The organism is Verrucosispora sioxanthis (assembly GCF_010560025.1).
GTDB classification, from domain to species: Bacteria; Actinomycetota; Actinomycetes; order Mycobacteriales; family Micromonosporaceae; genus Micromonospora; species Micromonospora palythoicola.
Genome location: NZ_SAIY01000011.1, coordinates 18,001 through 44,878 on the forward strand (window position 1 = coordinate 18,001; position 26,878 = coordinate 44,878).

General features: G+C 68.3%; 13 protein-coding genes, 3 rRNA genes and 2 pseudogenes. 7 read left to right on the forward strand and 11 right to left on the reverse strand.

The features are described from left to right. Nucleotides 1-189 precede the first annotated feature (189 nt). The gene (locus tag ENC19_RS25350; protein WP_164449582.1) at nt 190-1,350 is read left to right on the forward strand and encodes a glycosyltransferase family 4 protein; all 1,161 of its coding nucleotides are present in this window, start codon (nt 190-192) and stop codon (nt 1,348-1,350) included. 126 nt (nt 1,351-1,476) lie between these two features. On the opposite strand, the gene ENC19_RS25355 is transcribed toward ENC19_RS25350, so the two are convergent. Further along, complete coding sequence (locus ENC19_RS25355; protein ID WP_164449583.1) at nt 1,477-1,638, reverse strand: hypothetical protein; 162 nt, start codon at nt 1,636-1,638, stop codon at nt 1,477-1,479. Continuing rightward, a pseudogene (locus ENC19_RS25360) lies at nt 1,635-3,352 on the reverse strand (hypothetical protein). Before ENC19_RS25360 ends, ENC19_RS25355 begins: the two are co-directional and overlap by 4 nt. Nucleotides 3,353-3,588: 236 nt before the next feature. Here ENC19_RS25360 and ENC19_RS25365 point away from each other — a divergent pair. The 3 genes from ENC19_RS25365 (at nt 3,589) to ENC19_RS25375 (ending at nt 9,173) form a co-directional block, all read left to right on the forward strand. Next, entirely contained in the window at nt 3,589-5,907 is a 2,319-nt protein-coding gene (locus tag ENC19_RS25365; protein ID WP_164449584.1) for a hypothetical protein, read from the forward strand. A gap of 11 nt (nt 5,908-5,918) precedes the next feature. Further along, entirely contained in the window at nt 5,919-7,178 is a 1,260-nt protein-coding gene (locus tag ENC19_RS25370; protein WP_208021016.1) for a polysaccharide biosynthesis protein, read from the forward strand. A 180-nt stretch (nt 7,179-7,358) separates the two neighbouring features. Continuing rightward, on the forward strand, nt 7,359-9,173 hold the full coding sequence (locus ENC19_RS25375) for a VanW family protein (RefSeq protein WP_164449585.1): 1,815 nt from the start codon (nt 7,359-7,361) through the stop codon (nt 9,171-9,173). An 89-nt stretch (nt 9,174-9,262) separates the two neighbouring features. Here ENC19_RS25375 and ENC19_RS25380 read toward each other — a convergent pair whose 3' ends face one another. The 5 genes from ENC19_RS25380 to ENC19_RS25400 form a co-directional block, all read right to left on the reverse strand. Next, nucleotides 9,263-9,514, reverse strand: a complete 252-nt coding sequence (locus ENC19_RS25380; protein WP_309246279.1) for a hypothetical protein — start codon at nt 9,512-9,514, stop codon at nt 9,263-9,265. A 114-nt stretch (nt 9,515-9,628) separates the two neighbouring features. Further along, nucleotides 9,629-9,745: ribosomal RNA gene (gene rrf, locus ENC19_RS25385) — 5S ribosomal RNA — on the reverse strand. A gap of 106 nt (nt 9,746-9,851) precedes the next feature. Beyond that, a 23S ribosomal RNA gene (locus ENC19_RS25390) occupies nt 9,852-12,960 on the reverse strand. Between the two features lie 370 nt (nt 12,961-13,330). Next, nucleotides 13,331-14,845, reverse strand: a 16S ribosomal RNA gene (locus ENC19_RS25395). Together the 16S, 23S and 5S rRNA genes form the textbook arrangement of a ribosomal RNA operon. A 699-nt stretch (nt 14,846-15,544) precedes the next feature. Continuing rightward, nucleotides 15,545-15,796: an SCO4848 family membrane protein gene (locus ENC19_RS25400; RefSeq protein ID WP_164449586.1), complete on the reverse strand. Its 252-nt coding sequence runs from the start codon at nt 15,794-15,796 to the stop codon at nt 15,545-15,547. 68 nt (nt 15,797-15,864) lie between these two features. On the opposite strand from ENC19_RS25400, the gene ENC19_RS25405 reads away from it, so the two are divergent. Continuing rightward, nucleotides 15,865-16,407, forward strand: a complete 543-nt coding sequence (locus ENC19_RS25405) for a hypothetical protein (RefSeq protein ID WP_164449587.1) — start codon at nt 15,865-15,867, stop codon at nt 16,405-16,407. A gap of 18 nt (nt 16,408-16,425) precedes the next feature. Here the strand turns inward: ENC19_RS25405 and ENC19_RS25410 are convergent, their stop codons facing one another. From ENC19_RS25410 to ENC19_RS31950, 3 genes are all read right to left on the reverse strand, one after another. After that, nucleotides 16,426-17,310, reverse strand: a complete 885-nt coding sequence (locus ENC19_RS25410) for a DUF6406 domain-containing protein (protein ID WP_164449588.1) — start codon at nt 17,308-17,310, stop codon at nt 16,426-16,428. A gap of 106 nt (nt 17,311-17,416) precedes the next feature. Further along, nucleotides 17,417-18,286: a DUF6406 domain-containing protein gene (locus ENC19_RS25415; protein ID WP_309246282.1), complete on the reverse strand. Its 870-nt coding sequence runs from the start codon at nt 18,284-18,286 to the stop codon at nt 17,417-17,419. A 2-nt stretch (nt 18,287-18,288) separates the two neighbouring features. After that, entirely contained in the window at nt 18,289-23,550 is a 5,262-nt protein-coding gene (locus ENC19_RS31950) for a C2 family cysteine protease (protein WP_408058113.1), read from the reverse strand. On the opposite strand from ENC19_RS31950, the gene ENC19_RS31955 reads away from it, so the two are divergent. Further along, nucleotides 23,443-23,841 (forward strand): hypothetical protein, encoded by a 399-nt coding sequence (locus ENC19_RS31955; RefSeq protein WP_408058114.1) that lies wholly within the window; start codon nt 23,443-23,445, stop codon nt 23,839-23,841. The two genes, ENC19_RS31950 and ENC19_RS31955, sit on opposite strands and share 108 nt — an antisense overlap. A gap of 984 nt (nt 23,842-24,825) precedes the next feature. On the opposite strand, the pseudogene ENC19_RS31960 reads toward ENC19_RS31955, so the two are convergent. Beyond that, nucleotides 24,826-25,926: pseudogene (locus ENC19_RS31960) on the reverse strand (toxin glutamine deamidase domain-containing protein); the annotation flags it as partial. Here ENC19_RS31960 and ENC19_RS31965 point away from each other — a divergent pair. Next, nucleotides 25,819-26,211, forward strand: a complete 393-nt coding sequence (locus ENC19_RS31965) for a hypothetical protein (RefSeq protein WP_408058115.1) — start codon at nt 25,819-25,821, stop codon at nt 26,209-26,211. The pseudogene ENC19_RS31960 and the gene ENC19_RS31965 sit on opposite strands and share 108 nt — an antisense overlap. Nucleotides 26,212-26,878: the final 667 nt, after the last annotated feature.

The following is a 26,878-nucleotide window of genomic DNA, read 5'->3' on the forward strand; positions in this document are numbered from 1 at the left end:
ATCGGCCACCAGACACCGGGCATCGCACGCGGTTGCGCTGCACACCCTGCCAAGGTTTCGGCCCGTCGGCAAACCCCTCGGCCACGACCCGTTACCGGATCGTCGCCGCCAGATCTGCCCATTGCGCAGCCGGGCCGGACCGCCCTAGGGTGGCGCGATCGTGCTCACTTACTCACCAGTAGGAGCAGCGTGGACAACACCGACACCCCCTCCCGCCACGTCCTGTTCCTCAACTGGCGAGACACCACCAACCCAGAGGGCGGCGGCTCGGAGGTCTACATCGAGCGGATCGCCGCCGAACTGGTCACCTTCGGTTACCGGGTGACTCTGCTCTGTGCCGCCCACGACAACGCCGGGCCCGCCGGGACCACCGAATCCGGCGTACGCGTGCTGCGTCGCGGTTCGCGGATGACCGTGTACCTCCGGGCGGCGCTGGTCTGCCTCGCCGGCCGGTTCGGCCTGGGCCCGCTGAGCCGGCGAGGTCTCGGCCGACCGGACCTGATCGTCGACGTCTGCAACGGCGTGCCGTTCTTCGCCCCGCTCTACGCCGGGCGGCCGGTCATCGCGCTGGTCCACCACGTGCACCGGGAGCAGTGGCCGGTGGTGTTCGGACCGTGGATGTGCCGACTCGGGTGGTGGATCGAATCCTGGCTCGCGGTCCGGCTCTACCGGCGGTGCCGCTACGTCACCGTCTCCGAGGCGACCCGCGCCGAGCTGGCGACCCTCGGCGTCGACGCCGAACGGATCGACGTGGTACCCAACGGAACCCCTCCGGCGACCGATCCGTCCCTGCCCCGCACCCGCAACCCGTCGCTGCTGGTGCTCGGCCGCCTGGTTCCGCACAAGCGGGTCGAGATCGCCCTGCGTACGGTCGCCGAACTGGCCGCGGAGCTGCCCGAGCTGGAGCTGGTCGTGGCCGGGCAGGGGTGGTGGGAGGAGCCGCTGCGCGAGCGATGCGCCGCCCTCGGGATCAGCGACCGGGTACGGTTCACCGGCTTCGTCAGCGAGGAGGAGAAGCACGCCCTGCTCTGCTCGGCCTGGCTCGCGCTCACCCCGTCACTCAAGGAGGGCTGGGGTCTGACCATCGTGGAGGCCGCCGCCCGCAGCACCCCGACCGTGGCCTTCAGGTACGCGGGCGGGGTCGCCGAGGCGATGGTCGACACCGAGACCGGCCTGCTGGTCGACGACGAGCAGGAGTTCACCGCGGCCGTTCGGGAACTGCTCGCCGACGATGTCCGGCGCAAGGCGATGGGCGAGGCGGCCCAGTCCCATGCCGCCCGCTACACCTGGACAGCGACCGGTGCCCGGTTCGCTCAGCTGGTCACGGCGGCAACTCAGCGCACCGGCTGACCGGCCGATCGAGCCGGCCGATCAGCCCCGCTGATCCGGCCAGCTCGATCGGCCGCGCTCAGGCCGTCGACCCTGGACACGACGAAAGGCGCCCGCGTGCTGCGGGCGCCTTTGCGCCGTTCGAGGTCAGCGCGTGCCGTACAGCGGGGCCTCGGTCTGCTCACTCACCTTGGTGTTGGCAGCCTCCTTGGCGGACGGGCTGAGCACGTTCGCCAGACCGACGCTGCCGAGCATGCCGAGCACGACCCCGAGTACCCCGACGGCGACGAACGCGGGCAGGTTCCTCATCCACCTTCTCCTTCCGCGGGACTCGCGTGCCGGGACGCTACCACGCGGTAGCACCATCGCGCAGTGCCCGAAGAAACGAGGACCAGCACCACCGTTCCGGCCAACAGGTGCGCCAGGCCCACCGGGCCGGGGTGGCTCGGCCGCGCCGCCGGACGCCACGCCGGATTCTCGTACAACGCCAGCTCGGCCCCGGCGTACACGGGCCGCAGCCCGGCCAACGTCGCCGGGTCCGGGTCGGGCCGGCGGCGCGCTGCACCAGCACCCAGCGCGGGCCGGCCGCCGCCACCGGCTCACCGGCCGCGAGCAGCTCACGCAACCGGGCGGCGCGCGGGTCCTCACCGGCGACCGCGGTACCGTCCACGCGCAGCGTGTCGTCGATCAGGACCGACACGCCGAGGTAACGAGGCGCCGGATCGATCACCACCCGGCCACCGTTCCACGCGTAGCTCTGGTACTCCTGGAACGGCAGCGACACCACCTCGCCCGGCCGCTCGTCGACGAGCCGCGCCACCGTCTCCCAGTCCGCCGGCCACGCCACCGGCCGCAGCCGTCCCGCGCCACCGACGGCGAGGTCGGGCAGCACCGCCACCGGCAGCAACGCCGCGCCGGCCAGCAGCACCCGCCCGGTGGCCAGGTCGAACCGGGTCGCGAGTCGTCCGGCCAGTCGCTCCGCGCCGAGCGCCCCGGTGACCGCCAACAGCAGCACGTACGGCACCAGCAGCTTCTGCCCGTCGCGGAGCAACCCGGCACCCGGCACGGCGGTGACCAACCAGCCCAGCAGACCGGCCCCGCCGGGCAGCACCCCGAGCGCGGCACCCAGCCACGAGGCGACCGCCAACCACCCGAGCCGACCGACGACCGGCCGCGGCCAGCGGCGCCACAGCACCGGCACGCCGTACCCGGCGACCGCCAGCACCAGCAGCGTCGCCAGTGGTATCAGCCATCCGCTGCGGGACGCCGGGGTGGCCTGTCCGTTCCAGATTCCACCGGTGCCGGCCAGCGCCACCAGCGGCCCCGCCCAGTTCTCCGCGCGAGCGGCGAAGACCGCCACTCCAGCCGGGTCGGATCGGCCGGAGCCCGTACTGACGAACCCGGCCACCAGCCACGGCGCGTTCAGCAGCAGCGTCGTACCCACCCCGGTCAGCGCCGTCCGGGTCGCCCCCGGGTACCGCCCAACCAGCAGCACGGCGACCACGACCAGGGCGAGCAGCCCGCCGGTCGGGGTGATCGCGGACGCCGCCACCGCCAGCAACAGCCGACGCAGGGCACCCCGCTCGGCGTCACGCACCCCGATCGCGGCCCGCACCAACCAGGGCAACGCGGCGTACGCGACCAACAGCCCCCACTGCCCGATCAGCAGCCGCTCGGCCAGGTACGGCGTCCACGCGTACCCGAGGGCGGCCACCACCCGCACCCCGACCCGCTGCGTCGGCACCAGCCGTGCGGCACCCAGCGCGGCCAGGTAGAGAATCGCCACCAGCACCAGTCGTTGCAGCAGCCACCCGGGGAGCAGCTGCGAGGCCAGGGCCACCACGGCGTCCTGTGGGACGGCCCTGGGCAGGGCCGTGGCCGGGGCGATCACCTCCCAGCTCAGGGCCGGCCGGGGCACGAAGACCATGTCGTAGCGCAGCACGTACCCGGGCAGGGCCAGCGGCGCGAGCACCACCGTGGTCACGGTGGCGGCCACCGCGTGCGGCACCAGCCGTTCCCGCATCCGTCGACCTCACCACTGCCGGCGCGCGGCGATCGGCCGCGCTGGTGGCGGCCACTGTACGCGGCCTTCGTCGGCCCGATGACCATCGAACCATCCGTTGACCTGATGCAAGGCGCGACGGTCGGTGTGGCAGTGTTCCCGCCATGGCCGCGAACCCCTCTCCGCCTCCCCTCACGGTCGACCGGACCGCTGGGCCGGACGCACCGCGCCCGGACCGGGTTGGTGCGGGTTCGTCGATGCCCACGGACGGTGCCCCGGCGGCGGAGGGCACCGGCGGTTGGCTGGGCACCGACCGGATCCGGACGGCGGCGCTCGCGATCATCGCGCTCAGCGTGCTGTGGCGTGCCCAGATGGCCTCGCGCGGCTTTCTGGCCGCCGACGACTACGTGATGATCACACAGGCGGCGGAGTCCGACCTGACCGTCGGGCACCTGCTCACCCTCTACAACAACCACCTCATGCCCGCCGGCCGGCTGATCACCTGGCTGATCACCGAACACCTCGGGATGGTGTACTGGCCGTACGTGCTGCTGATGGCGCTCGGCCAGGCGATCCTCGGCATCGCCTTCCTCCGGTTGCTGCGCCGGCTGCTGCGACCGTCCTGGCTGCTGCTCCTGCCGCTCGGCGCGCTGATGTTCAGCCCGCTGACGCTGGAGGCCACGTCGTGGTGGGCCGTCGGGGTCAACATGCTACCGATGCAGATCGCCATGGTGCTCGCGGTGAGCGCACAGGTCAGCTATGTGCAGACCGGGCGCAAACGGCATCTGGTGACGCTGGCCCTGTCCGTGCTGCTCGGCCTCGTCTTCTTCGAGAAGGCGATCCTGGTCGTCGCGCTGGTCTTCCTGCTCACCGCCGCCCTCTACGCCGACGGGGGCTTCTTCCGCACCATCTGGACCACCATCCGCCGCTGGTGGCCGTCCTGGTTGCTGCTGACCGCGCTGTCGCTCGGCTTCCTCGCCGCCTACCTGAGCAACTCGGAGTCCTCGCTGCGGCGGCCGACGTCGGTCGGCGAGGTGTTCACCTTCCTCACCCAGATGCTCGGGTCCACGGTGATGCCGGGCCTGGTCGGTGGGCCGTGGCGATGGCTGGGGGCGGGGGACGGCGCACCGGTCGCGGCACCGCCGGAACTCGGCAGGTGGGTGGCCTGGACGCTCGTCGTGGCCCTGATCGTGGCCACCGTACGCCGTCGTCGTCGCGCCGGCCGCGCCTGGCTGCTGCTCGGGGCGTACCTGGTCCTGGTGGCGGGCATGCTGGCCGCGACCCGACTCGGCTCCACGTTCAGTGGGGTCGCCGGTGGCGTGCCCCGGTATGTCAGCGACGTCGTCGTGGTGGCCGCCATCTGTCTCGGCGTCGCCGTGGTCGGGCTGGCCCGCCCGTCATGGGGCACCGGCGAGGCCGCGCCTGCCGTCCTCGACACACCGCCGGCAGGGTCGGAGACCAACCCGGAACCAGCGGACGGGACGGCTCCGGACCGCACCGTCGCCGCACCGAGCGCCGCCTCGACGGCACCGGCCCCCGGCTCGACCGCGTCAACGGCCAGCTCGACCACACCGGTGCTGGCCGAGTCGGTCCGGACCGGGCCGCCGAAACAGGTGGTGGCGAGGCTCGGCGTCATCCACGCGGAAGCTCCCGTCGATCCCGAGCCGCAGCCCGCAGCAGCAGCCGAGCCGGTGCCGTTGGTGCTGGCCGCCGAACGCGTGCCGGACGACGAGGCCGGCGCAGTCGACAGCCCGGGGCCGGTCGCCAGCCAGCACCCGGCCGGTGGGCCGGATCCGGACGACGCCACGGCTCCAACGCCGCCCCCGCGCCAGTCCGTCGAGCAACCGGCCGAGCCGGAACGGCGACCGCTGGCCGCCGACTCTCCGCCTCCGCCCGGGCTGTTCGGTCCGCTGCCGGAGCGCTACCGGGAGGCGGTGCACGTCGTGCTCGCCCTGGTGCTCGTCGCCATCTGCCTGGGCACCGTCTGGACCACGTCCCGGTACAGCGACGAGTGGGCAGCCAAGTCCGGCAGGTCGTACGTCGACACGGTGCGGATCGAGATGGCCAGCGCGCCGCCGGACACGGTGTTCTTCGACGGCCCGGTGCCCGACGAGGTGGTGCCCAACCTGTCCTGGCCGTACAACCTGCAGTCCCGGTTCTTCCGCGCCTTCGGCACCCGTCCCACGTTCGTGGACGAGGCCGACAACCTGTCGGTGCTGGACTCCCTCGGCCGCATCCAGGTGGCCACGGTCGTCGGCAGCACCATCCAGCCGGGACCGCAGGAAGGCTGCGGCTACCTCGTCTCCGGCGGGCAGAGCGTACGAATGCCGCTCAACGAGCCCCGTCAGGACTGGCACTGGGTGGTCCGGATCGGCTATCTCAGCTCGACGACCGGCACGGGGACGCTACGGCTCGGCACCGGCACCGCCGAGTTCCCGATCAAGAAGGGCCTCAACCAGCGATTCTTCCGCATCATCGGCGGCGGGGACTCGGTCGAGTTGACCGTGCGCGGGACGGACATCTCGTTCTGCACCAACGAGATCGCGATCGGCAACCCGGCACCGAAGCCCGAGTAGGCCGAGCCGGCATGCCCCAGACCACGAGCAGGGACGTCGCACGGGTGCGACTCGGCGCGGCCGGTGCCGCGGTCACCGTCGCGACCGTGGTGACCAACGCCCTGGCGTACGTCGTTCCGATGCTCGGTGCGCGCCGGCTCACCGCCGCCGACCTGGGCGCGCTGGCGACGGTACTCGCGCTGGCCGCGATCGCGGCGGTACCCGGTTTCGGTCTGCAGATCGCGGTGGCCGCGCACCGGGCCCGCAGGGGCGCTGGTGACACCCGCCGTCTCGGGTTACGAACCGCAGCCCTCACGGCCGGGGTGACAGTTGCCGCCGCACCGGTGCTGACCATCGCCCTGCGGCTGCCGCTGGCACTCACGCTGCTGCTCGCCACGACCACGTTCGCCACCGTGCTCAGCGGCCGGTGGCTCGGCGAACTCCAGGGACAGGAACGTTTCCTGCGGCTCGCCGCGGCGATGGTCGCGGTGGCCCTCGGTCGCTACGGGGGACTGGTCGTCGGGCTGCTGCTCGGCCGGGGGCCGGAGGTGTGCCTGCTCCTGACCACCCTGACCGGCCTGTTCGCGCTGCCGCTCCTGGCCCGTCTCGCCAGTTCACCCGAGTACCCGCGACCGGCCGACCCGGCTACGTCCGATCGCCCCGATGTCGTGCCGACCGAAACGTCACCCGCCCAGAGCCCCGCTGGGCGGCGGCTGGGGGCGCGGCAGGTGATGACGGCCTGCGGAGCGACGCTGGCGATGCTCACCATCTCGTACGCGGACCTGATCCTGGCCCGCCAACTCCTACCGGCGGCCGACTCCGGCGCGTACGCCGTCGGCGCGGTCCTCAGCAAGGGTGCCCTCTGGGCGCCTCAGGTCGTCACGCTGCTGGTGCTGCCCCGGTTGGCTAAGGGTGATCGGCGGGCTCGACTGGTGGCCCTGGCGCTGATCCTGACGTGCGGGGCGGTCCTGGTGGTCAGTTCGGCGGTCGCCGGCGAACTGGCCTTCCGGCTTGTCGGCGGCGCCGACTACCTGCACCTGGCCGGAACGGCGCCGATGTTCGCGGCCGTCGGGGCGCTCTACGCGGTGGTGTTCATGCTGGTCAACGATCGGGTGGCGACCGCCGCTCGATGGCCCGCCGCGCCCCTCTGGCTGGCGACGGCCGGGTTGACCGCAGCAGCCGCCCTGGTTGCGCCACGCACCGTAACGGGAGTGCTGAGCTGCTCGCTGACCGTCGCCACGTTGGCTGCCGTGGTGATGGCCTGGCTGGTGTTCGGGCGCGGTCGGCGCTGACACGCGGGACATCCGACCGTCACTATGAGTGATAATCTGGCATGCTCGCCACGCCGAACGGGCACGACTGGAGTTCCGTGCCGGCTCGGGCTCCCCGACGGTGGTTCGGTTGGCTACCGTGGTTCTCTTCCGGAGTAGGATCCCCTGGCTCCACATGCGGTATGTCGCTAAGAGGTAGTTGTGACGCTGTACGGCGAAGAACGCCCCCCGCCGGCCGACGATCGGCCCACGGTGCAGGTGGCTGCGGTCAGCTGGCCGATCGAGGAGCCGGTCCGACCGGCGCCCGTTCCGCCGGACGGCAACCGTTCCCGCTCCCGCCGGTTCCGGCTGCTGCTCGCCTCCGGCGTGGCCACCGCCGTGCTCGGCTCGGTGGGCGCGGTGGCGGTCTGGGCCTACGCGGGTGACGTGCCGCGCGGCACCAGCGTCCTCGGCACCGAACTCGGCGGGCGCAGCCGGACGGACGCCGCGCGGGAGCTACAGGCGCAACTGGACCGCCGCGCGGCCGAACTCCAGGCCCCCATCCAGGTACGCGTCGGCGAGCGGACGGCCGAGATCAATCCGGCCGAGGTGGGGCTCACCGTCGACGTGGAGGCCACCGTGGCCGCCGCCGCCGCGACGAATGCCCACGCCGTGGACCGCCTGGTCGGTTCGCGGGAGATCGAGCCGGTCGTCTCGGTCGACGTGCCGAAGCTGGAGTCCGCGCTGAAGAAGCTCGTGGGCGACCAGGGCCGGAAGATGACCATGCCGGCGATCACCTTCTCCGGCACGAAGCCGAAGGTGCGCTACCCGAAGCCCAGCCTCACCATCGACCCGGAGCATTCCGCCGAGGCCGTCAAGCAGGGCTGGTTGAGCGGGCAGCCGGTGACCGTGCCGCTTGTCGAGAACCACCCGGCCAGCACCAGAGAGGACGTCGACCGGCTGGTTGCCGAGCTGGCCGAACCGGCGGTGGCGGCACCGGTCAAGCTGACCACGGAGCGTGGTTCGGTCACCATTGCGCCGGAGGCCATCGCGAAGGGCCTCCGTTTCAAGGCCGACAAGACCGGCAAGCTCACGCCCAGCGTGGACGTCAAGAAGCTGAAGGCCGCGCTCGGCAGCAAGCTCGACACCGTCGAGGTGGCCCCGAAGAACGCCACGATGAGCATCTCCGGCGGCAAACCGAAGGTGAAGGACGGACGGCCCGGTAAGCAGGTCGACACCAGCAGCCTCGGCGCCGACCTGCTCGCCGTCCTGCCACGCGGCGAGGATCGTACGGTCTCCGCCGAGCTGAAGCCGGTCGAGCCGAAGCTCACCGCGGCGAAGCTCCGCAGCCTGGGGATCAAGGAGAAGGTGTCGTCCTTCACCACCAACTTCACCGGGGGGCTTTCCTCGCCCCGTAGCCAGAACATCGTGACGATCGCCAACGACGTGCAGGGCACGGTGGTGCTGCCCGGCGAGACGTTCTCGCTGAACGGTCACACCGGCGAACGCGGCTACGCCCAGGGCTACCGTGACGCGCCGGTGATCCTCGACGGCAAGCTGGTGCCGGGCGTCGGCGGCGGCACCTCGCAGTTCACGACGACCCTCTTCAACGCCTCCTACTACGCCGGCCTGGAGGACGTCGAGCACAAGCCACACTCGTACTACTTCAGCCGGTACCCGGCGGTCATCGAGTCGACCATCTTCTGGCCCAACCTCGACTTCAAGTTCCGCAACAACACCGAGTACGGCGTTCTGATCGACACCTCCTACACCGGCAGTTCGGTGACGGTGTCGATGTGGAGCACGAAGATCTGGGACAGCGTGAAGACCGAGTACGGCCCTCGGCGGAACATCACCTCGCCGAAGACCGTCTACCTGGAGCCCGGGCCAACCTGCATTCCCGCCAACGGCAGCCAAGGCTTCACCCAGGACGCGTTCCGGGTCATCAAGAAGGACGGCAAGGTCGTCAAGCGGGAGAAGTTCAGCTGGACCTACAGTGCGGAACCCCGCTTCATCTGCGCCAAGAGACCCGCCTGACGTCCACCGGGCTCCAGCACCGTCACGGCCCCGTCGGCTCCGCGCCGGCGGGGCCGTTCCCTGTCGCGGCGCTCCGACGAGCTGCGCGACTATGCCTGACCGGCTTCGCGACGGCGCAGCTTACCCAAGTCGTCGGGAGACGGCGTCGGAACCATGCGTTCTTCCTGCACCCTGATCTCCATGCGAGATCGATAGGCAGCCGGATGCCAGATCTCCTCGAACGGGCCCATCATCTCGCCGCCGATACCGCGGCGACGAACACGAACTCCCAGCCAGCCGAGCGCGCCCAGGATCGCGGCCAGACAGGCGACGACCACCACGAACATCAGCACGCCGTCCACGAAGCAAGCCTAGGACAGGTCGCGCGCTTCTCGTGCTGGGCCAAGGGCGCACCCCGCAATACTTGCTGAAATGCGTTCAGGGCCACCCTGTGGGTGGCCCTGAACGGGAAGAATGTCCGGCGGTGTCCTACTCTCCCACACCCTCCCGGGTGCAGTACCATCGGCGCTGGAGGGCTTAGCTTCCGGGTTCGGAATGAGACCGGGCGTTTCCCCTCCGCCATGACCGCCGTAACCTTATCAACATGTCAAACAACACCGTTCGCTGACACCATCCATGATTGGTGTCGGGTGTGTTGTTTGTTTGTTGTGAGTTACACAGTGGACGCGAGCGATCGTTGTAGTCAAGTCCTCGGCCTATTAGTACCGGTCAACTGAACCCGTTACCGGGCTTACATTTCCGGCCTATCAACCCAGTCGTCTAGCTGGGGGCCTTACCCACCCGAAGGTGGTGGGATACCTCATCTTGAAGCAGGCTTCCCGCTTAGATGCTTTCAGCGGTTATCCCTTCCGAACGTAGCTAACCAGCCGTGCCCCTGGCGGGACAACTGGCACACCAGAGGTTCGTCCGTCCCGGTCCTCTCGTACTAGGGACAGCCCTTCTCAAGTATCCTACGCGCACGGCGGATAGGGACCGAACTGTCTCACGACGTTCTAAACCCAGCTCGCGTACCGCTTTAATGGGCGAACAGCCCAACCCTTGGGACCTGCTACAGCCCCAGGATGCGACGAGCCGACATCGAGGTGCCAAACCATCCCGTCGATATGGACTCTTGGGGAAGATCAGCCTGTTATCCCCGGGGTACCTTTTATCCGTTGAGCGACACCGCTTCCACACGCAAGTGCCGGATCACTAGTCCCGACTTTCGTCCCTGCTCGACCCGTCAGTCTCACAGTCAAGCTCCCTTGTGCACTTGCACTCAACACCTGATTGCCAACCAGGCTGAGGGAACCTTTGGGCGCCTCCGTTACCCTTTAGGAGGCAACCGCCCCAGTTAAACTACCCACCAGACACTGTCCCTGAACCGGATAACGGTCCGAAGTTAGATACCCGAATCAACCAGAGTGGTATTTCAAGATTGCCTCCACCCATACTGGCGTATGAGCTTCACCGGCTCCCACCTATCCTACACAAGCCGACTCAAATACCAATGTCAAGCTATAGTAAAGGTCCCGGGGTCTTTCCGTCCTGCCGCGCGTAACGAGCATCTTTACTCGTACTGCAATTTCGCCGGGCCTGTGGTTGAGACAGTGGGGAAGTCGTTACGCCATTCGTGCAGGTCGGAACTTACCCGACAAGGAATTTCGCTACCTTAGGATGGTTATAGTTACCACCGCCGTTTACTGGCGCTTAAGTTCTCCGCTTCGCCCCGAAGAGCTAACAGGTCCCCTTAACGTTCCAGCACCGGGCAGGCGTCAGTCCATATACATCGAATTACTTCTTCGCATGGACCTGTGTTTTTAGTAAACAGTCGCTTCCCCCTGCTCTCTGCGGCCATACAACGCTCCACCCGCGCGGGGCTTCACGTCTCCGGCCCCCCTTCTCCCTAAGTTACGGGGGCAATTTGCCGAGTTCCTTAACCACAGTTCGCCCGATCGCCTCGGTATTCTCTACCTGACCACCTGTGTCGGTTTGGGGTACGGGCCGCTCGGAACTCGCTAGAGGCTTTTCTCGGCAGCATAGGATCACTGACTTCACCTGAATCGGCTCGGCATCACGTCTCAGCCTCATGACGTGCGGATTTGCCTACACGTCGGCCTACACGCTTACCCCGGCACAACCACCGGCCGGGCTCAGCTACCTTCCTGCGTCACCCCATCGCTTGACTACTACCCGCCAGGTTCCCACGCTCCCCACCCTCAACCCGAAGGTCTTGGATGGTTTGGGTGGTTAGCACAACGAGGTTCGTCAGGGACGCTCCTTCGCGGGTACGGGAATATCAACCCGTTGTCCATCGACTACGCCTCTCGGCCTCGCCTTAGGTCCCGACTCACCCAGGGCGGATTAACCTGGCCCTGGAACCCTTGGTCATCCGGCGGAAGGGTTTCTCACCCTTCTTTCGCTACTCATGCCTGCATTCTCACTCGTGCCGCGTCCACAACTAGGTCACCCTGCTGCTTCACCCCCGGCACGACGCTCCCCTACCCACCCACACACCTGCACACCACCCCGAAGAGTGATGCGAAGTCATAGTGTGAGTGCCACAGCTTCGGCGGTGTGCTTGAGCCCCGCTACATTGTCGGCGCGGAACCACTTGACCAGTGAGCTATTACGCACTCTTTAAAGGGTGGCTGCTTCTAAGCCAACCTCCTGGTTGTCTATGCGACCCCACATCCTTTTCCACTTAGCACACGCTTAGGGGCCTTAGCTGGTGATCTGGGCTGTTTCCCTCTCGACTACGAAGCTTATCCCCCGCAGTCTCACTGCCGCGCTCTCACTTACCGGCATTCGGAGTTTGGCTGATTTCGGTAAGCTTGTAGGCCCCCTAGACCATCCAGTGCTCTACCTCCGGCAAGAAACACACGACGCTGCACCTAAATGCATTTCGGGGAGAACCAGCTATCACGGAGTTTGATTGGCCTTTCACCCCTAACCACAGGTCATCCCCCAACTTTTCAACGTTGGTGGGTTCGGCCCTCCACACGGTCTTACCCGCGCTTCAGCCTGCCCATGGCTAGATCACTCCGCTTCGGGTCTAGAACATGCGACTCAAACGCCCTCTTCAGACTCGCTTTCGCTACGGCTCCCCCACACGGGTTAACCTCGCCACATGCCACTAACTCGCAGGCTCATTCTTCAAAAGGCACGCCGTCACCCCGCAAGGCTCCGACGGATTGTAGGCGAACGGTTTCAGGTACTATTTCACTCCCCTCCCGGGGTACTTTTCACCATTCCCTCACGGTACTCGTCCGCTATCGGTCACCAGGAAGTATTTAGGCTTACCAGGTGGTCCTGGCAGATTCACGGCAGATTTCAGGAGTCCGCCGCTACTCGGGAACACCCACAGAAGACCAGCTGCTTTAACCTACCGGACTATCACCGTCTACGGTCAGCCTTTCCAGACCATTCAGCTAACAACTGGCTTTATAACTCCTTTGGTGGTTGTCAGCCCACCACATGAGGTCCCACAACCCCGACCACGCAACCCCTGACAGGTATCACACGCAACCGGTTTAGCCTCAATCCGCTTTCGCTCGCCACTACTCACGGAATCACTATTGTTTTCTCTTCCTACGGGTACTGAGATGTTTCACTTCCCCGCGTTCCCTCCACACACCCTATGAGTTCAGGTGCAGGTGACATCACATGACTGATGCCGGGTTACCCCATTCGGACACCCTGGGATCACAGCTCGGTTGACAGCTCCCCCAGGCCTATCGCGGCCTCCCACGTCCTTCATCGGCTCCTGGTGCCAAGGCATCCACCGTTCGCCCTTGACAACTTGACCACAAAGATGCTCGCGTCCACTGTGCAATTCTCAACAAACAACCAACCCACAACCCACCGTCTCCCACCAGCCCGGCCACCGCCGGCGGTATGAGAAACCAGGCCATGCCTGGCGCCTCGACAAGCTCCCGCTCGCCACAAGGCTCTGAAAGACCAACCACCATCGGTTGTTCCTTCAGGACCCAACAGGGTGCCCTACATCCCTCCCAGCCGCACCGGAACCCCGTTCCCACCACCACAGTGGCTGTACTAAGAAAAACTCCGGCCGTTGCCAGGACAAGACTCGCCAGTGTCTCCGCCAACGAGCACCCCACCATCACACTCGGACAGTGCGGGCTCCATACCCGCCTTCGCGGGATGGTGCTCCTTAGAAAGGAGGTGATCCAGCCGCACCTTCCGGTACGGCTACCTTGTTACGACTTCGTCCCAATCGCCAGCCCCACCTTCGACGGCTCCCTCCACAAGGGTTGGGCCACCGGCTTCGGGTGTTGCCGACTTTCGTGACGTGACGGGCGGTGTGTACAAGGCCCGGGAACGTATTCACCGCAGCGTTGCTGATCTGCGATTACTAGCGACTCCGACTTCACGGGGTCGAGTTGCAGACCCCGATCCGAACTGAGACCGGCTTTTTGGGATTCGCTCCACCTCACGGTATCGCAGCCCATTGTACCGGCCATTGTAGCATGCGTGAAGCCCTGGACATAAGGGGCATGATGACTTGACGTCATCCCCACCTTCCTCCGAGTTGACCCCGGCAGTCTCCCATGAGTCCCCAACCGAATTGCTGGCAACATGGGACGAGGGTTGCGCTCGTTGCGGGACTTAACCCAACATCTCACGACACGAGCTGACGACAGCCATGCACCACCTGTCACCGGCCCCGAAGGACCCCACATCTCTGTGAGATTTCCGGCGATGTCAAACCCAGGTAAGGTTCTTCGCGTTGCATCGAATTAATCCGCATGCTCCGCCGCTTGTGCGGGCCCCCGTCAATTCCTTTGAGTTTTAGCCTTGCGGCCGTACTCCCCAGGCGGGGCGCTTAATGCGTTAGCTGCGGCACAGAGAACCGGAGAGGCCCCCCACACCTAGCGCCCAACGTTTACAGCGTGGACTACCAGGGTATCTAATCCTGTTCGCTCCCCACGCTTTCGCTCCTCAGCGTCAGTATCGGCCCAGAGACCCGCCTTCGCCACCGGTGTTCCTCCTGATATCTGCGCATTTCACCGCTACACCAGGAATTCCAGTCTCCCCTACCGAACTCTAGCCTGCCCGTATCGACTGCAGGCCCGCAGTTGAGCCACGGGTTTTCACAGTCGACGCGACAAGCCGCCTACGAGCTCTTTACGCCCAATAAATCCGGACAACGCTCGCGCCCTACGTCTTACCGCGGCTGCTGGCACGTAGTTGGCCGGCGCTTCTTCTGCAGGTACCGTCACTCGCGCTTCGTCCCTGCTGAAAGAGGTTTACAACCCGAAGGCCGTCATCCCTCACGCGGCGTCGCTGCATCAGGCTTCCGCCCATTGTGCAATATTCCCCACTGCTGCCTCCCGTAGGAGTCTGGGCCGTGTCTCAGTCCCAGTGTGGCCGGTCGCCCTCTCAGGCCGGCTACCCGTCGTCGCCTTGGTAGGCCATCACCCCACCAACAAGCTGATAGGCCGCGAGCCCATCCCAAGCCGAAAAACTTTCCACCCACAAACATGCGTCCGCAAGTGAATATTCGGTATTAGCCCCGGTTTCCCGGGGTTATCCCAAAGCCTAGGGCAGGTTGCTCACGTGTTACTCACCCGTTCGCCGCTCGAGTACCCCGAAGGGCCTTTCCGCTCGACTTGCATGTGTTAAGCACGCCGCCAGCGTTCGTCCTGAGCCAGGATCAAACTCTCCAACAAAAACCTGTTGAACAATCCATCCCAGCAACAAACAAAATTGTTGCCAAAGGAACCCGAACCAACCAGAAAAACTGGCCAGCCCGGAACATAAAACCATTTGGCACTGGCTTATCAAGCACCCTGTTGAGTTCTCAAAGAACAACCACACACCATCAGACAACCCACCACAGGCCACCATCCGGGGCACCACACCCGACCACAACCGCACCGGGCACTTTTACTACGTTACCTCACCCTCTGCGGCGAGTCAAACCGGCTTGTCCCGGTCCGTCACGCTTCAGGTGGTTCGGCGCCCGCGATCGAGCGCAGCGGTTGCCCGCTTGACTCGGTCATCGGATTTGGCAGGCCGGCCGCTGCGGTTGCCCGCAGTCTCGCCCGGTTCCCTGCCGATCGTGAACCTTACCCGGTCGGTTCCGCCCCACCAAATCCGCCCCTCGGCGGCCCCGGTCGAGCCCCACCCGGCCGTGTCCACAAAGGAGACATCCTCCGCGAACCCGGTGCCTGCCGGAACGCGACTCTCAGGACTTTCGCCCTGTTTGCCCCTTCCGCGCTGGCAGAGAGAAAGTTACGCGGCCGGCGGATTGATCGTCAAATCGGCTGGGAGCGGCCCCCGTCACACTCCTGAAGGCCCAAACCTGATGGGGCTCTGCCCGGCCCTGACCCGCCGGCACACGGTCGGACCGACACACGGACGCTGGCTCAAGGCGTACCACGTCGGAGCGCCCGCCACCCGCGGACGCCCAGCAGACCCACGGCCGTGCCGATGGCCAACGACGCCGCGATGAGCAGTGCGTGTATCCACAGGAAGGCGGTCGCCGGCCAGGTGCCGACATCACCCGTCGACCACGACCTCGGGTCGTTCCAGATGGCTACCGCGAACCTCGGCCAGATCACCCAGGTCCAGATCCCGACCCCGGCAAGGAAGACAGCCCAGCCACGCGACAACACCATGGTCGGCGAGTATGCCAGCGCCCGCACCGGGACGTCGGCGGAAGCGTCCGATCGGTACGGTGGATCGCATGGACCCGCTGCTGAGCCGCACCAACGCGGAGGCGCATCTCTACATGGATCTGCACCCGTGCACGTGTGGGGAGACGCGTTTCCCCCGGGACAGTGCGGTGGTGGCGCTCGACGACGGTGACCTTGCCAGCCGGTACACCGGTGCCTGCGCCGGTTGCGGTCAGGAACGGGAGTTCCTCTTCCGGCTACCGCCGACGGCCACTGCCGCCGGCGGCGGATTCCGCTACGGCGGAGACGAACCGTCACAGCTGCTCGATCCAGGGGAGTGGCTGCTGGTGTCGGACGCGTACGCCGGACAGGTGCCGGCCGACCCCGGAGGTGGCGAGGCCGGTCAGCGGGCCCGAGCCGCGCTGACCCGGGCCGTGGCCGCCCTTGACGAGGTCGGCAAGTTCATTCCACCGGACGCGGCCGTTGTCCCGGCGAACGCCTTCACCAGCGACCGGGGTCGGCAGCTGCACCAGCGCGAGCCCGGCCGGTTCCGGCGAGATCGACTCGCCGCCATCCGCGACGCGTACGCGGGCATGCTCGAGCGGCTCGCCTGACGCGCACTTGCGCTTCGACTACCTCGCCCCGTCCTCATGGTTGCTCGGATCGGTCAAGGCTTCCTGCGGCAGCATCTGTGCCGGCGGCAGATCACCCAGTTCCACCGGGGTCAACCGGCCGACGAGATAGCCCATCGATCGAGCCACCCCTTGCAGCTTTCGTTCCCGGGCGGCCGAGGCCGGCAGGCCGGGAGGCCCCACCAGATCCATCTCGTGCATGAAGTAGATGCTCCCGTCACTCGACTGCGTCGAGATGACCAGGAGCCCACCGGAGGGGTTGGCGATCACCAGCCAGTTCGGCGGCAGCCAGGGATCCCGATGTACGGGCTGGGCATGCACAAGATCAAAAATCGGGTACTCGGGATGGACCCCGAACAAGGGTCGCTCCGGCAACAGGCTGAATGGCACGCCAGGGATGTGATGGTCCACCTCCGGCTGTGCCCCATTGTTCCGGCGCAGCCAGTCACGGTAGCTCGGCGGTAGCCGCACTCCGAGCGCAGCTTCCAGCGACTGGAGCTGTGCCTCGTCCAGTTCCCCATACGGTCGCAGCCGGGCCGGTTTCCACAACCGTCCAGTGGGCGGCTCCAGCACCTCGTTCTCGTCCACCCGACGAACGGTGACCTTCCACTCGTCCGCACTGACCATGTCCAGATCCGCGAAGCGCCAGGTCTCCTCGCCCACCGGAAAGGTCTCACCGAGTGCCACCTCGTGGTGCGCGGAGTCTCCGTTCCACTCAGGCATCACGATCACTTCGGCGCGCACCGGTGGCCCGACATCGACCCAGCGCACTCCGAGCCGGGCCGGCCCTACGCTCGCCGTCATGTTGTTCCGGACGGCGGCCAGACGAGTAAACGAGCGCACCAGCTTTCTCCCGGCTCCCTCAGACTCCCAGGCGTCCGACATCTCCCGGCACGTCAAGTGCGACGCGTTCGTCCTCTGTGCCTAGCCGATTGCCTGGTCGGACAGCAGGCGATCGATCTGGCGACGCGGTGCGGCGGTCATGCCCTGCTCATAGTTGCCCATTTTCGTAGTTACGAGGGTCCGTGAACGTTCCCGGCGGGTGGATCTCTGCGGGTGGAAGGTGGTCCAACTCCATCGGGGTCAACCGCCCGATGAACTCAGGCATCGACCAGGCCACGGCCCTCAGTTTCCGTTCCCGGGCGGCCGTGGCTGCCGGGCCGGACGGGCCGACCAGGTCGAAATCGTGCACGAAGTAAACACTCTCGTTTCCCAGTTCCGCCGAGACGACAAGCAGCCCACTGGCCGCCTTCGCGATGACCAGCCAGGCTCGCGACAGCCAGAGGTCGCGGTGTCGACTCTGGGCCTGTACCAGGTCGAACGGAGGATATTCAGGGTGGACGCCGAACAGCGGACCTGTGGGAAGCAGAGCGATCGGCATTCCGGGGATGTGGTGCGGCACCTCGGGTTGCGCACCGTTGTTACGCCCCAGCCAGATCCGGTAACCCCGCGGTAGCTGGGCCCCGAGCGCGGCCTCCAGCGACTGGAGCTGGGTCTCGTCCAACTGGCCGTACGGCCGCAGCCGAGCCTGCTTCCACAACCGCCCGGTCGGCGGCTCCATCACCTCGTTCTCGTCCACCCGCCGGACCGTGACCTCCCATTCGTCCGCGCTGGACATGTCGAGATCGGCAAAGCGCCAGATCTCGTCGGCCACCGGAAAGGTTTCGCCAAGCGTCACCTCATGAGCAGAGCTCTCGTCGCTACGGAAGGGCATGACAATGATTTCGGCACGCACCGGCGGCCCCACGTCTACCCAACGCACTCCGAACCGCGCCAGTCCGACTTCCGTTATCCGATTGTTTAGGACGACGGCAACATGAGTAAACGAACGCAACGGTCCTCTCCCGGCTTTCTCAGGCACGATCAAGTGTCCAGCATGTCGTACAGCGCCGGCTCGGCGGGAAGCACGAAGTTGAGCACGTCGCGGGCAACACGTTCGGCCTCCGCGCGACCCACCGGTGCTGGCGTCGCCTGCCCCGCCGCCACGCCACCGGCCGTCCAGTGCAGCGAGCGCCCTTGGCCGCCTACCTCGGACACCATCAGGCCAGCCACGCTACCGTTCGGAGCGAGAAGCGCGAAGTAGTTGATCGCGTACTGCTCGTCATCGAGATGGGTGCGACCAATGGTGCGCGGCGGCGAGGCAGGCTTAGCCAGCAGGCCGGGCCGATCGACCAGTGGAGAGCCCGGGTTCGGAACGGCCGGCGGACGATCAAGGAGTTGCTCGACGGACGTACGGGGTTCCGGCACGGAAGGCTGGCCGTTCGCTGCGGAGCCACCACCCCTCCGAGGCGACGGCGGAGCGACAACCGCTGACTGATCCAGGTGCGCACACCACGGCACCATCAGGTCCAGCATCGCCCGCACCGGCATTGGCGACGGATGCTCACTGTTCCAGGGGTTGCGTAGCTGCACTTGACCGTTCTGAACCGCAATTATTTCGTATACGTGCTTCTCTTCAAGTGCGTGGGGCAAGGTAGTCAGCCCTGGATACATACGCATCGGCCACGTCGCGATGGTGATCGGACTGCCGGCCGCGAGCAGGGCCGCCAGTTGACGTTCGACCGCCACCTCTTGACCCGGCGTGGTATTGAGGAGCGTCTGCCGGGCCGGCAGACCGGTGAGCTGGGTGAGCAGCTCGGCCTGCATCAGGGTAGTGCTGCCGACGTTCAGCCGCGCGTAGCCCATCGGAGCGGCACGGTGCGGATCGTCCCTGCTCTCCCACCCGCGCCACTCACGCTGCCACTGCTCGTGCCGATCCTGTGTCCAGGTTCGGTCGACCGCAGCGAGCGCCTTCTCTAGCACCGATGCCCAACTAGTTCCGACCAGTGTCTGGTTTGCGTACGCTGCCCAGGAACTGCCGGCATGCACCGGGAGGTCGAGTCGCACGTTGATCCGGATGCGCCGACCGGTCGCCGCCGATCCATTTTCGTGCAGCACAGTCTCGTGCAGCAGAACGTCCACCGTGCCGTCCGGTTGCGGCTGGAACAACTGGGGAATGCTCTCCGGTTGATGCCCGGCGAGGGCCGCCACCGTGGCCAGCACTCCACAATCGCCCAGGATGCCCTGCTGCACCTGCGTCCGGCGGGGTGGACCGTCGAAAAGCGGTGCTGGTTGACCTGTTTCCGGAATTAGTGCGCGGCCGTACTCGATCGGGTACTTACGTTTCGCTTCGGGCAGAGTCACCCGATCCGCAACCACGGTGACCTCGTCGGTGGTCACCGTCGGCGTGACTTCGGTCGCGACCGCGGGGTCGGGGGGCATCATCGCCTGCAGCGCCTCGGTCAGCGCCGTCGGCACCAGCCCCATCCGCCGCGCGTCTGACTGGTAGTGGAAGCTGTGCGTGGTGAGCACCGCCACCGCGGCGGGATTCGACCCGTACTCCACGTGGAAGGCGGCGTACGCCCGCGCTCGGTCCTCGTCCAGCAGCGCGTTTCGGCCGGCTGGGGTGTTCAGGTCGTACGCGGGTACCGACCTCTCCAGGTTGAACTCCGGAGCGCCTTCGAGGGTGTACGGGCGCAGGTCGACGCGGCCGGTCAGGTCGACGTAGATGCCCTCGGTGGCGAGCCGGTCGGCCAGTTGCGGGTCAAGCCGGCGGACCTGGTCCAGCAGGTTCGGCGGTAGGCCGATGAGCTGCCCGGCGAGGGCCGGCATCCGGGGTAGCGAGGACTGGCTCTGCTCCCCGTGTACGGCCAGTTCCCGCAGCTTCGCGGCCAGGTCGGCGGCGGGCGGCGGTTGGAAGTCGGGGGCCAGCCGACCCCGGTAGTCGATGGCGCGGAAACGCTCGACCATCGTCTGGTTGGGATTGAAGGCCAGGGCGCTGGTCACCGCCTCCGGTGTGATCACCGGCAGGCTCAGCTGCATCACGTGGGTCCACACATCGGCAGGTAGCAACGCGAGGCGGGCGGCTGCGTCGGGCGTACCCCAGCGCAGGCCCAGGCGGTCGACCAGGGTGTCGATCTCGGCTCGCAGGGCGAGCCGGGCGGCGGGGTCGGCCTGCGCGTACCAGGCGGCCATGAGGCGCAGTTCGGCCACCCGGCCCCGGTCCCGGACCGAGATGCCGGCGGGATCGATCGGCCCCTCCGCTGCGCCCTGGTCGAAGAGCCCGACCTGTGCGGTACCAGCCTCGTGCCGGGCCAGTAGTTCGGCGGCCTCGTGCGCCACCGCGCGGTCGATCGCCATGTCACCGGCACGGTCGGAGACGGTGAGGGTGAAGGTGCCGTCCAGGTTGCGGATGGTCTGCGCCACCACGCCGTCGGCCAGCGGGGCCGCGGTGACCCGGACGCGCAGCGGCGCCAGGCCGGGCGCGCGCACCTCGAAGGCGTCGGGACCGACCGCCACGATCTGGTCCGCGCCGACCTGCTCGGCCAGGCTGGGCAGCACCAGCGTGGCCCGGTCCAGTACGGCGGGGGCGTCGGCGGCAGGCCGGCCCTGACCGTGGAACGCCGAGTCGGGCAGCGCCCCCACGCTGCTACGGGCCAACTCGACGTGGGCGTACCAGGGGCTCATCAGGTCGAGGAAGGCGCGCAGCGGCATCGGTGCCGGATGCTGCGCGTTCCACGGGTTGCGCAGCTGCACCTCGCCGTTCGTGACCGACACGATCTCGTACGCGTGCCCCGCGACCAGTCCGTACGGTGGCTTGCCGCCCGGTTGGGCAGCGTAGGCGTCGGCCGTCCGACTACCGGTGATCAGCGGGCTGCCGGCGGTCAACAGGCCCCTCAGCCGTGCCTCGACGTCGGCTTCCCGGCCCGGTGTCGGGTCCAGCTCACTGACCCCGGTCGGCAGGCCGGTGAGCTGGCTGAGCAACTCGGCCTGCACCAGGCGGCTGCTGCCGTTGTCCAGCCGGGCGTAACCGAGCGGTGCCGCCTGGGCCGCGTCCACTCCCGGCCGGGCGGTCCACTGTTGCTGCCACTGGTCGTGGCGCTGCTGGGTCCAGGTACGGTCGATCGCCGCGATCGCCTTCTCCAGCAGCGACGCCCAGGCCGATCCGACCACGGACTGGTCGGCGTACGCGCTGTGGCCGTTCGAGTTCGGGTGCAACGGCACGTCCGGGAAGACGGTGACCCGCAGCTGTCGACCGGTGGGCGTGATCGCACGACCGGGACCACTTGTCTCGTGCAGCACCACGTCGACCGAGCCGTCCGGGTTCGGGTGGAACATCCGCGCGATGCTGTCCGGAAGTCGACCGGCGACCGAGCCGATCACGGCGATCATGCCGCAGTCGCCGAGCGCTCCCTGCTGTACGTCCTCCCGCGTCGGCGGTCCGTCGAACAGCGGCGGCGGTTGCCCGGTGCGGGCGTCCAGTGCCGACCCGTAGACCGGACCGGACTGGTTGGCCGATTCCGGTGGCAGGGTCACCCGGTCGGCCGAGACCTGGATCTCTCCGGCCGTCTCCTGTGTCGCGGAGTTCTCCACGGTGGCGGCGGTGGTCGTCGGCGCCGGGGTGATGCTGCGCAGCGCCTCGGTCAGGACGTCCGGCACCAGCCCCATCCACCTGGCGGTGCCCTGGTAGTGGAAGTCGTGTCCGGTGAGCAGGGCTGCGGCCTGGTCACCGCGGAGACCACGCAGTGCCGCCCGGGCACGTTGCCGGTCCTCGTGCAGTTGGGCGCGCTGCCCGGCCTCGGTGGCCAGGTCGAACGTCGGGCGTGCGGCGCCGAGGTCGACGGCGGGCACGCTCGGCACCATGTACGGCCGCAGGTCGTAACGGCCGGTCAGGTCGACGTAGATGCCCTCGGTGGCGAGCCGGTCGGCGAGTTGCGGATCCACCGCCCGGATCCGGTTGAGTTGCGCCTGCGGGACACCGACGATCTGTCCGGCGAAGGCGGACATCCGTGGCATGCCGGCCTGCGTGTGTTCGGCCTCGGTCGCCAGTTCCCGCAGCCGGGCGTCCAGGTCCGCCTGTTGGGGCACCTGGAAGTCTGGAGCCAGTCTGGCCCGGTAGTCGAACATCCTGACTTGCTCGACCTCGGTGAGGGTCGCGGCACCGGCCAGCACCGTGGCGACCGCCTCGGGCGTGATCGACGGCACGCTCAGCTGCATCAGGTGCGCCAGCACGTCCCGGGGTAGGAGCGCCCACCGCGACCGGACGTCCGGGTCGCCGACCCGCAGGCCGAGGTGACCGGCGAGGGCGTCGATCTCGGCGCGTACGGCCGGTCGGGTGGTCGGGTCGGCGGCGGCGTACGTGGCGGCGAGCAGGCGGATCTCCGCCATCCGGCCCCGGTCGTGGGCGGTGAGCCCCGCCGGGTCGATGGGGCCCTGGACGTTGCCCGGGTCCAGCGGGCCGACCAGCGCCCGACCGGACTCGTGCAGCGCCGCCAGCTCGGCGACCTCGTGCGCCAACGCCCGCGCCACCACCGGTTCGGCGGCCCGGTCGGAGACCGTGACGGTGAGGACGCCGTCCGGGTCCCGGGTCGACCGGGCCACCAGACCGTCGGCCAACGGGCCGCTGCTGAGCCGTACGGTCAGTGGATGCCGCCCGGCAGAGCGGATCTCGAACAGGTCCGGCCCGACCGGGATCACCGCGTCCACCTGGGCGTACTGCGCCACCTGCGGCAGCGCGGACCGGGCCAGATCCAGCACCACCGCCGGGTCGGCGACCGGTCGGCCCAGACCGTGGAAGGTGGAGCCCGGAACGGCACCGGCGGTGATCGAGTCGCCCGTCGATACGCTGCCGTCATGGCCACGCCCGCCGACCTCGACGTCGCCATCCTCGCCGACCCCGACGACCTCGACCTGCGGCGACGCTACGCCGACGCCATCGAAATCACCGACCCCGAGCGGGCCGAGCTGATCCGTTCCGACCTCGCCGGGACCGACGGCACCCGGGAGATGATGTTCCTGCACCGACGGATCCGCCACCGGCTCGCCGATCCCGTCGCGCACCTGCTCGTCGACTGGCGGATCCGCAACGGCCTGATCGAGTCGGTCACCATGACCGCCCGTACCTTCATCGACCACAGCGAGCAGGTCTGGGCCCACCACCCCGTCCGCCACCTGGTCCTGACCGAAGCCGCCGGCCTCATGACCGACGTCGCCCAGGTCGCCGGTCTCGACCGCCTGATCGCCCTCGACCTGACCGGGAACCCGATCGGTGACGACGGGCTCACCGCGCTCGTCGACTCCCCCCATCTGGGCCGGTTGCGGTGGCTCGGGCTGGCGGGTTGCGGCATCGGCGCGGCGGGAGCCGAGGCCCTGGCCGCCGCCACCGGCAACCTGCCCGCCCTGCGCTACGCCGACCTCTCCGACAATCTCGTTGACGTCACCGCCCAGGGCTGCGGACAACACATCGACGGGTCGCCCGTGTGGGTCGAGATGCCCCCGCTCGGGCAGGAACTGATCGCCCGGTACGGAGCCCTGCCCTGGCTCGACGAGCAGTGGGGATGGCGGCTGTACGGCGTTGTCCACTGGGACCAGGTCTGACGAGTCCGGCGACGCGGAGCCGCCACTGGCGGACCACGGCACGGGTGGGGTGCCACGGTTCGCCTCAGTCCGGGCACCGGTGCCCTCCGTCCGGGCGCCCTCGGCGAGCGCCGTGGTGGCATCGACGCGCAGCCCGGCGGCCCGTTCCTGAGCGACGGTGTCCACCTCGGCCAGGGCTGCGGCCACGGCGCGACGGACGTGGTCCGGATGCGCCCCGGTCGACACCCGCACCACCGCACCGTCGAGGTGGTACTGGACGGTGGCGACGGGGACGAGTGGCACGTCGGCCGCAGGATCGGTCAGCTCGATGCTCACCCGGTACGGACCGTCCAACGTGTCCAGGGTGACGGTGCCGGTGGTCGGGTCGACGTGGGCGGTGTCGGGTAGCGCTCCGCCGTCCACGGCGGTCTGGACGGCTTCCCCGGTCCGCACGGGATCGGCGTCGAGCAGTGCACCACCGAAGGTCGTACCGGCGGCGGCCCGGCGAAGGTCGGGCCCGTCAGTGTCGGTCGCGGGATCGGTGCCCGGTCCCGGCGGGCCACCTGGGCCGGTGGGTCCGGTCGGATCGTCCGACGGCATCGAGCCGTCGGTCCGGGTCAGGCTGTCGGGTCCGCCTCGGGCCACATCTGGCGGCCCTTGATCCTGCCCTCGCGTCGCGCCTGCGCGTACTCCTGCATCACCCGACGTGGCGGCAGGCTGGTGTGCGCGGTGACCACTCCCGAGCGGTCGATGATGTAGCTGCCCTGGCCCACGTGCATCCCCGAGGCCCGCTCCTGCTCCGAGAGTCTCTCCCGGGCCAGCCAGCCGAACTCGAACTCCCGTAGCACGATCGGATTCCCGGTCCGCAGCAGTCGGCTGATCAGCGTCAGCGCCTCGTCCTCGGTCAACTCGCCCCTCTCCGTCAGGCACCATCATCGCCCAGAGTGCGTGGGTTTCCCGCACATCGGCGGCGGGCATCTCCGCCGATGTCGTCCCGGTCTGCGGATCCCACCACACCGGCGCGTCGGCACCCGCCGGAAAGACGATCACGAAGGCGTGGGAGCTGTCGACCTCAGGTCGGCCGGCCTGGTCGAGCAGCACGTTTCCGGCAGCATCGAGCAACAGCCAGTCGGCCACCACCAACGCCGACGCTCCGGGGCCGGCGTCCGCCACCTGCCGGTAGAGGTTCGCGTACTGGGCGGCCACCGCGTCGGTACGGGCGGACAGGTCCGTCGGCAGGTTGCCCGAACCACCGATCCATTCCCCGCCGATCCACGCTTCGGCGCGCTCCAGTCCGCCCCGCTCGCCGGTGACGCGGTCGATCGAGCCGTCGTCGAAGCGGTCCGCCCAGCGAGGTACGGACACCTGCGGATCACCGTGGAAGCTGGCCAGTGCCGCCAGCGACGAGTCGAGACAGTTGTTGCCCCGACCGGGTTGCTCCGGTCCGCCGTCGTTCACCAGCAGCCCGTACGGATGGGTCGACGGATCCGCGAAGACCGCGTACCCCTGCCCGGTGGCGAGGCTCGCCGCGAGATCGTCCTGGAACCGTGGATCCTCCAGCGGTGCCAGTTCTCCCGGCCCGAACCGTCGACTCTCCGGCAACGACGGGCCACCAGGGGCGGTGCCCGAGCCGTCCGTCGATACGCTGCCGTCATGGCCACGCCCGCCGACCTCTACGCCGCCATCCTCGCCGACCCCGACGACCTCGACCTGCGGCGACGCTACGCCGACGCCATCGAGACCACCGACCCCGAGCACGCCGAGCTGATCCGCCTCGACCTCGACGGAATCCGCAACACGCGGGAGGTGATGCTCCTGCACCGGCGACTCCGCCAGCGGCTCGCCGCCGGCGTCGCGCACCTGCTCGCCGACTGGCGGATCCGCAACGGCCTGATCGAATCGGTCACCATGACCGCCCGTACCTTCATCGACCACAGCGAGCAGGTCTGGGCCCACCACCCCGTCCGACACCTGGTCCTGACCGAAGCCGCCGGCCACATGACCGACGTCGCCCAGGTCGCCGGTCTCGACCGCCTGATCGCCCTCGACCTGCGTGGGAACCCGATCGGTGACGACGGGCTCGCCGCGCTCGTCGACTCCCCTCACCTGCGCCGACTCCGCTGGTTGGGCCTGGCCCGCTGCGGCATCGGGCCGGCCGGGGCCGAGGCCCTCGCCGCCACCGGTAACCTGCCCGCCCTGCGCTACGTCGACCTGCGACGCAACCCCGTCGAGGTCACCGCCCAGGGATACGGACAGGACATCGACGGCAAGCCCATCTCGGTCGAGATGCCCCCGCTCGGGCAGGAACTGATCGCCCGGTACGGAGCCCTGCCCTGGCTCGACGTCCAATGGGGATGGCGCTGGCTCGGTGTCGGGTGGGAGGAGGTCTGAGGCGTCCGGCCCGGACGGGGAACCAGGTGTGGTCGGACCGTCGCCTGGTGCGGCCGGCGGCGCCGGCCGGTTGGCCTCGGCGATCCGTTGAGCATGGAACCGGATGCTGGGCGCGATTCCCCGAGAGTCAGCCGGCAGCGCCCCGGCCTGGCGGCGGACCGCCTCCCCCACCGTCTCGTCGACCCTGCCGAGCACGGGGCCAGCCACACTTGCCGCGCCCAGAACCCGTAGCTGACCACTGCCGTCGTGAAGTCCCAGCACGTCGGCGACGCCTATCGGATCGGTCGCCGGCCCCTCGATAGGGGCGAGGTCGAGGTCGGGGAGCAGGCCGGCGACGCCTCCCGGGAACTCGGCCGCCTGGCCGATCGAGAGCACCACCCGGTCGTACGCCTGGCGGCTGCCGTCGGTGAACTCCACCAGGAAGCCGCCGTCGACGGTGTGCCGGAGGCTGACGATCTCCCGCAGCGATCGGTCGACCTGGCTCTGCACCGTGTCGGCGTAGGCACCGACGTCGGGCAGCGTGTTCCGCCGGTTGTAGCCGCCGCCGAAGCTGTACCGCAGGCGCGCCTCGGCGTCCTGGTCCGGGTCACCGGTGAGCTGGTCGGGCGGCGGGTCCATGGCGCGGGCCGACCAGTCGACGCTCGCGGCGGGCGACGCCACTGCCTGC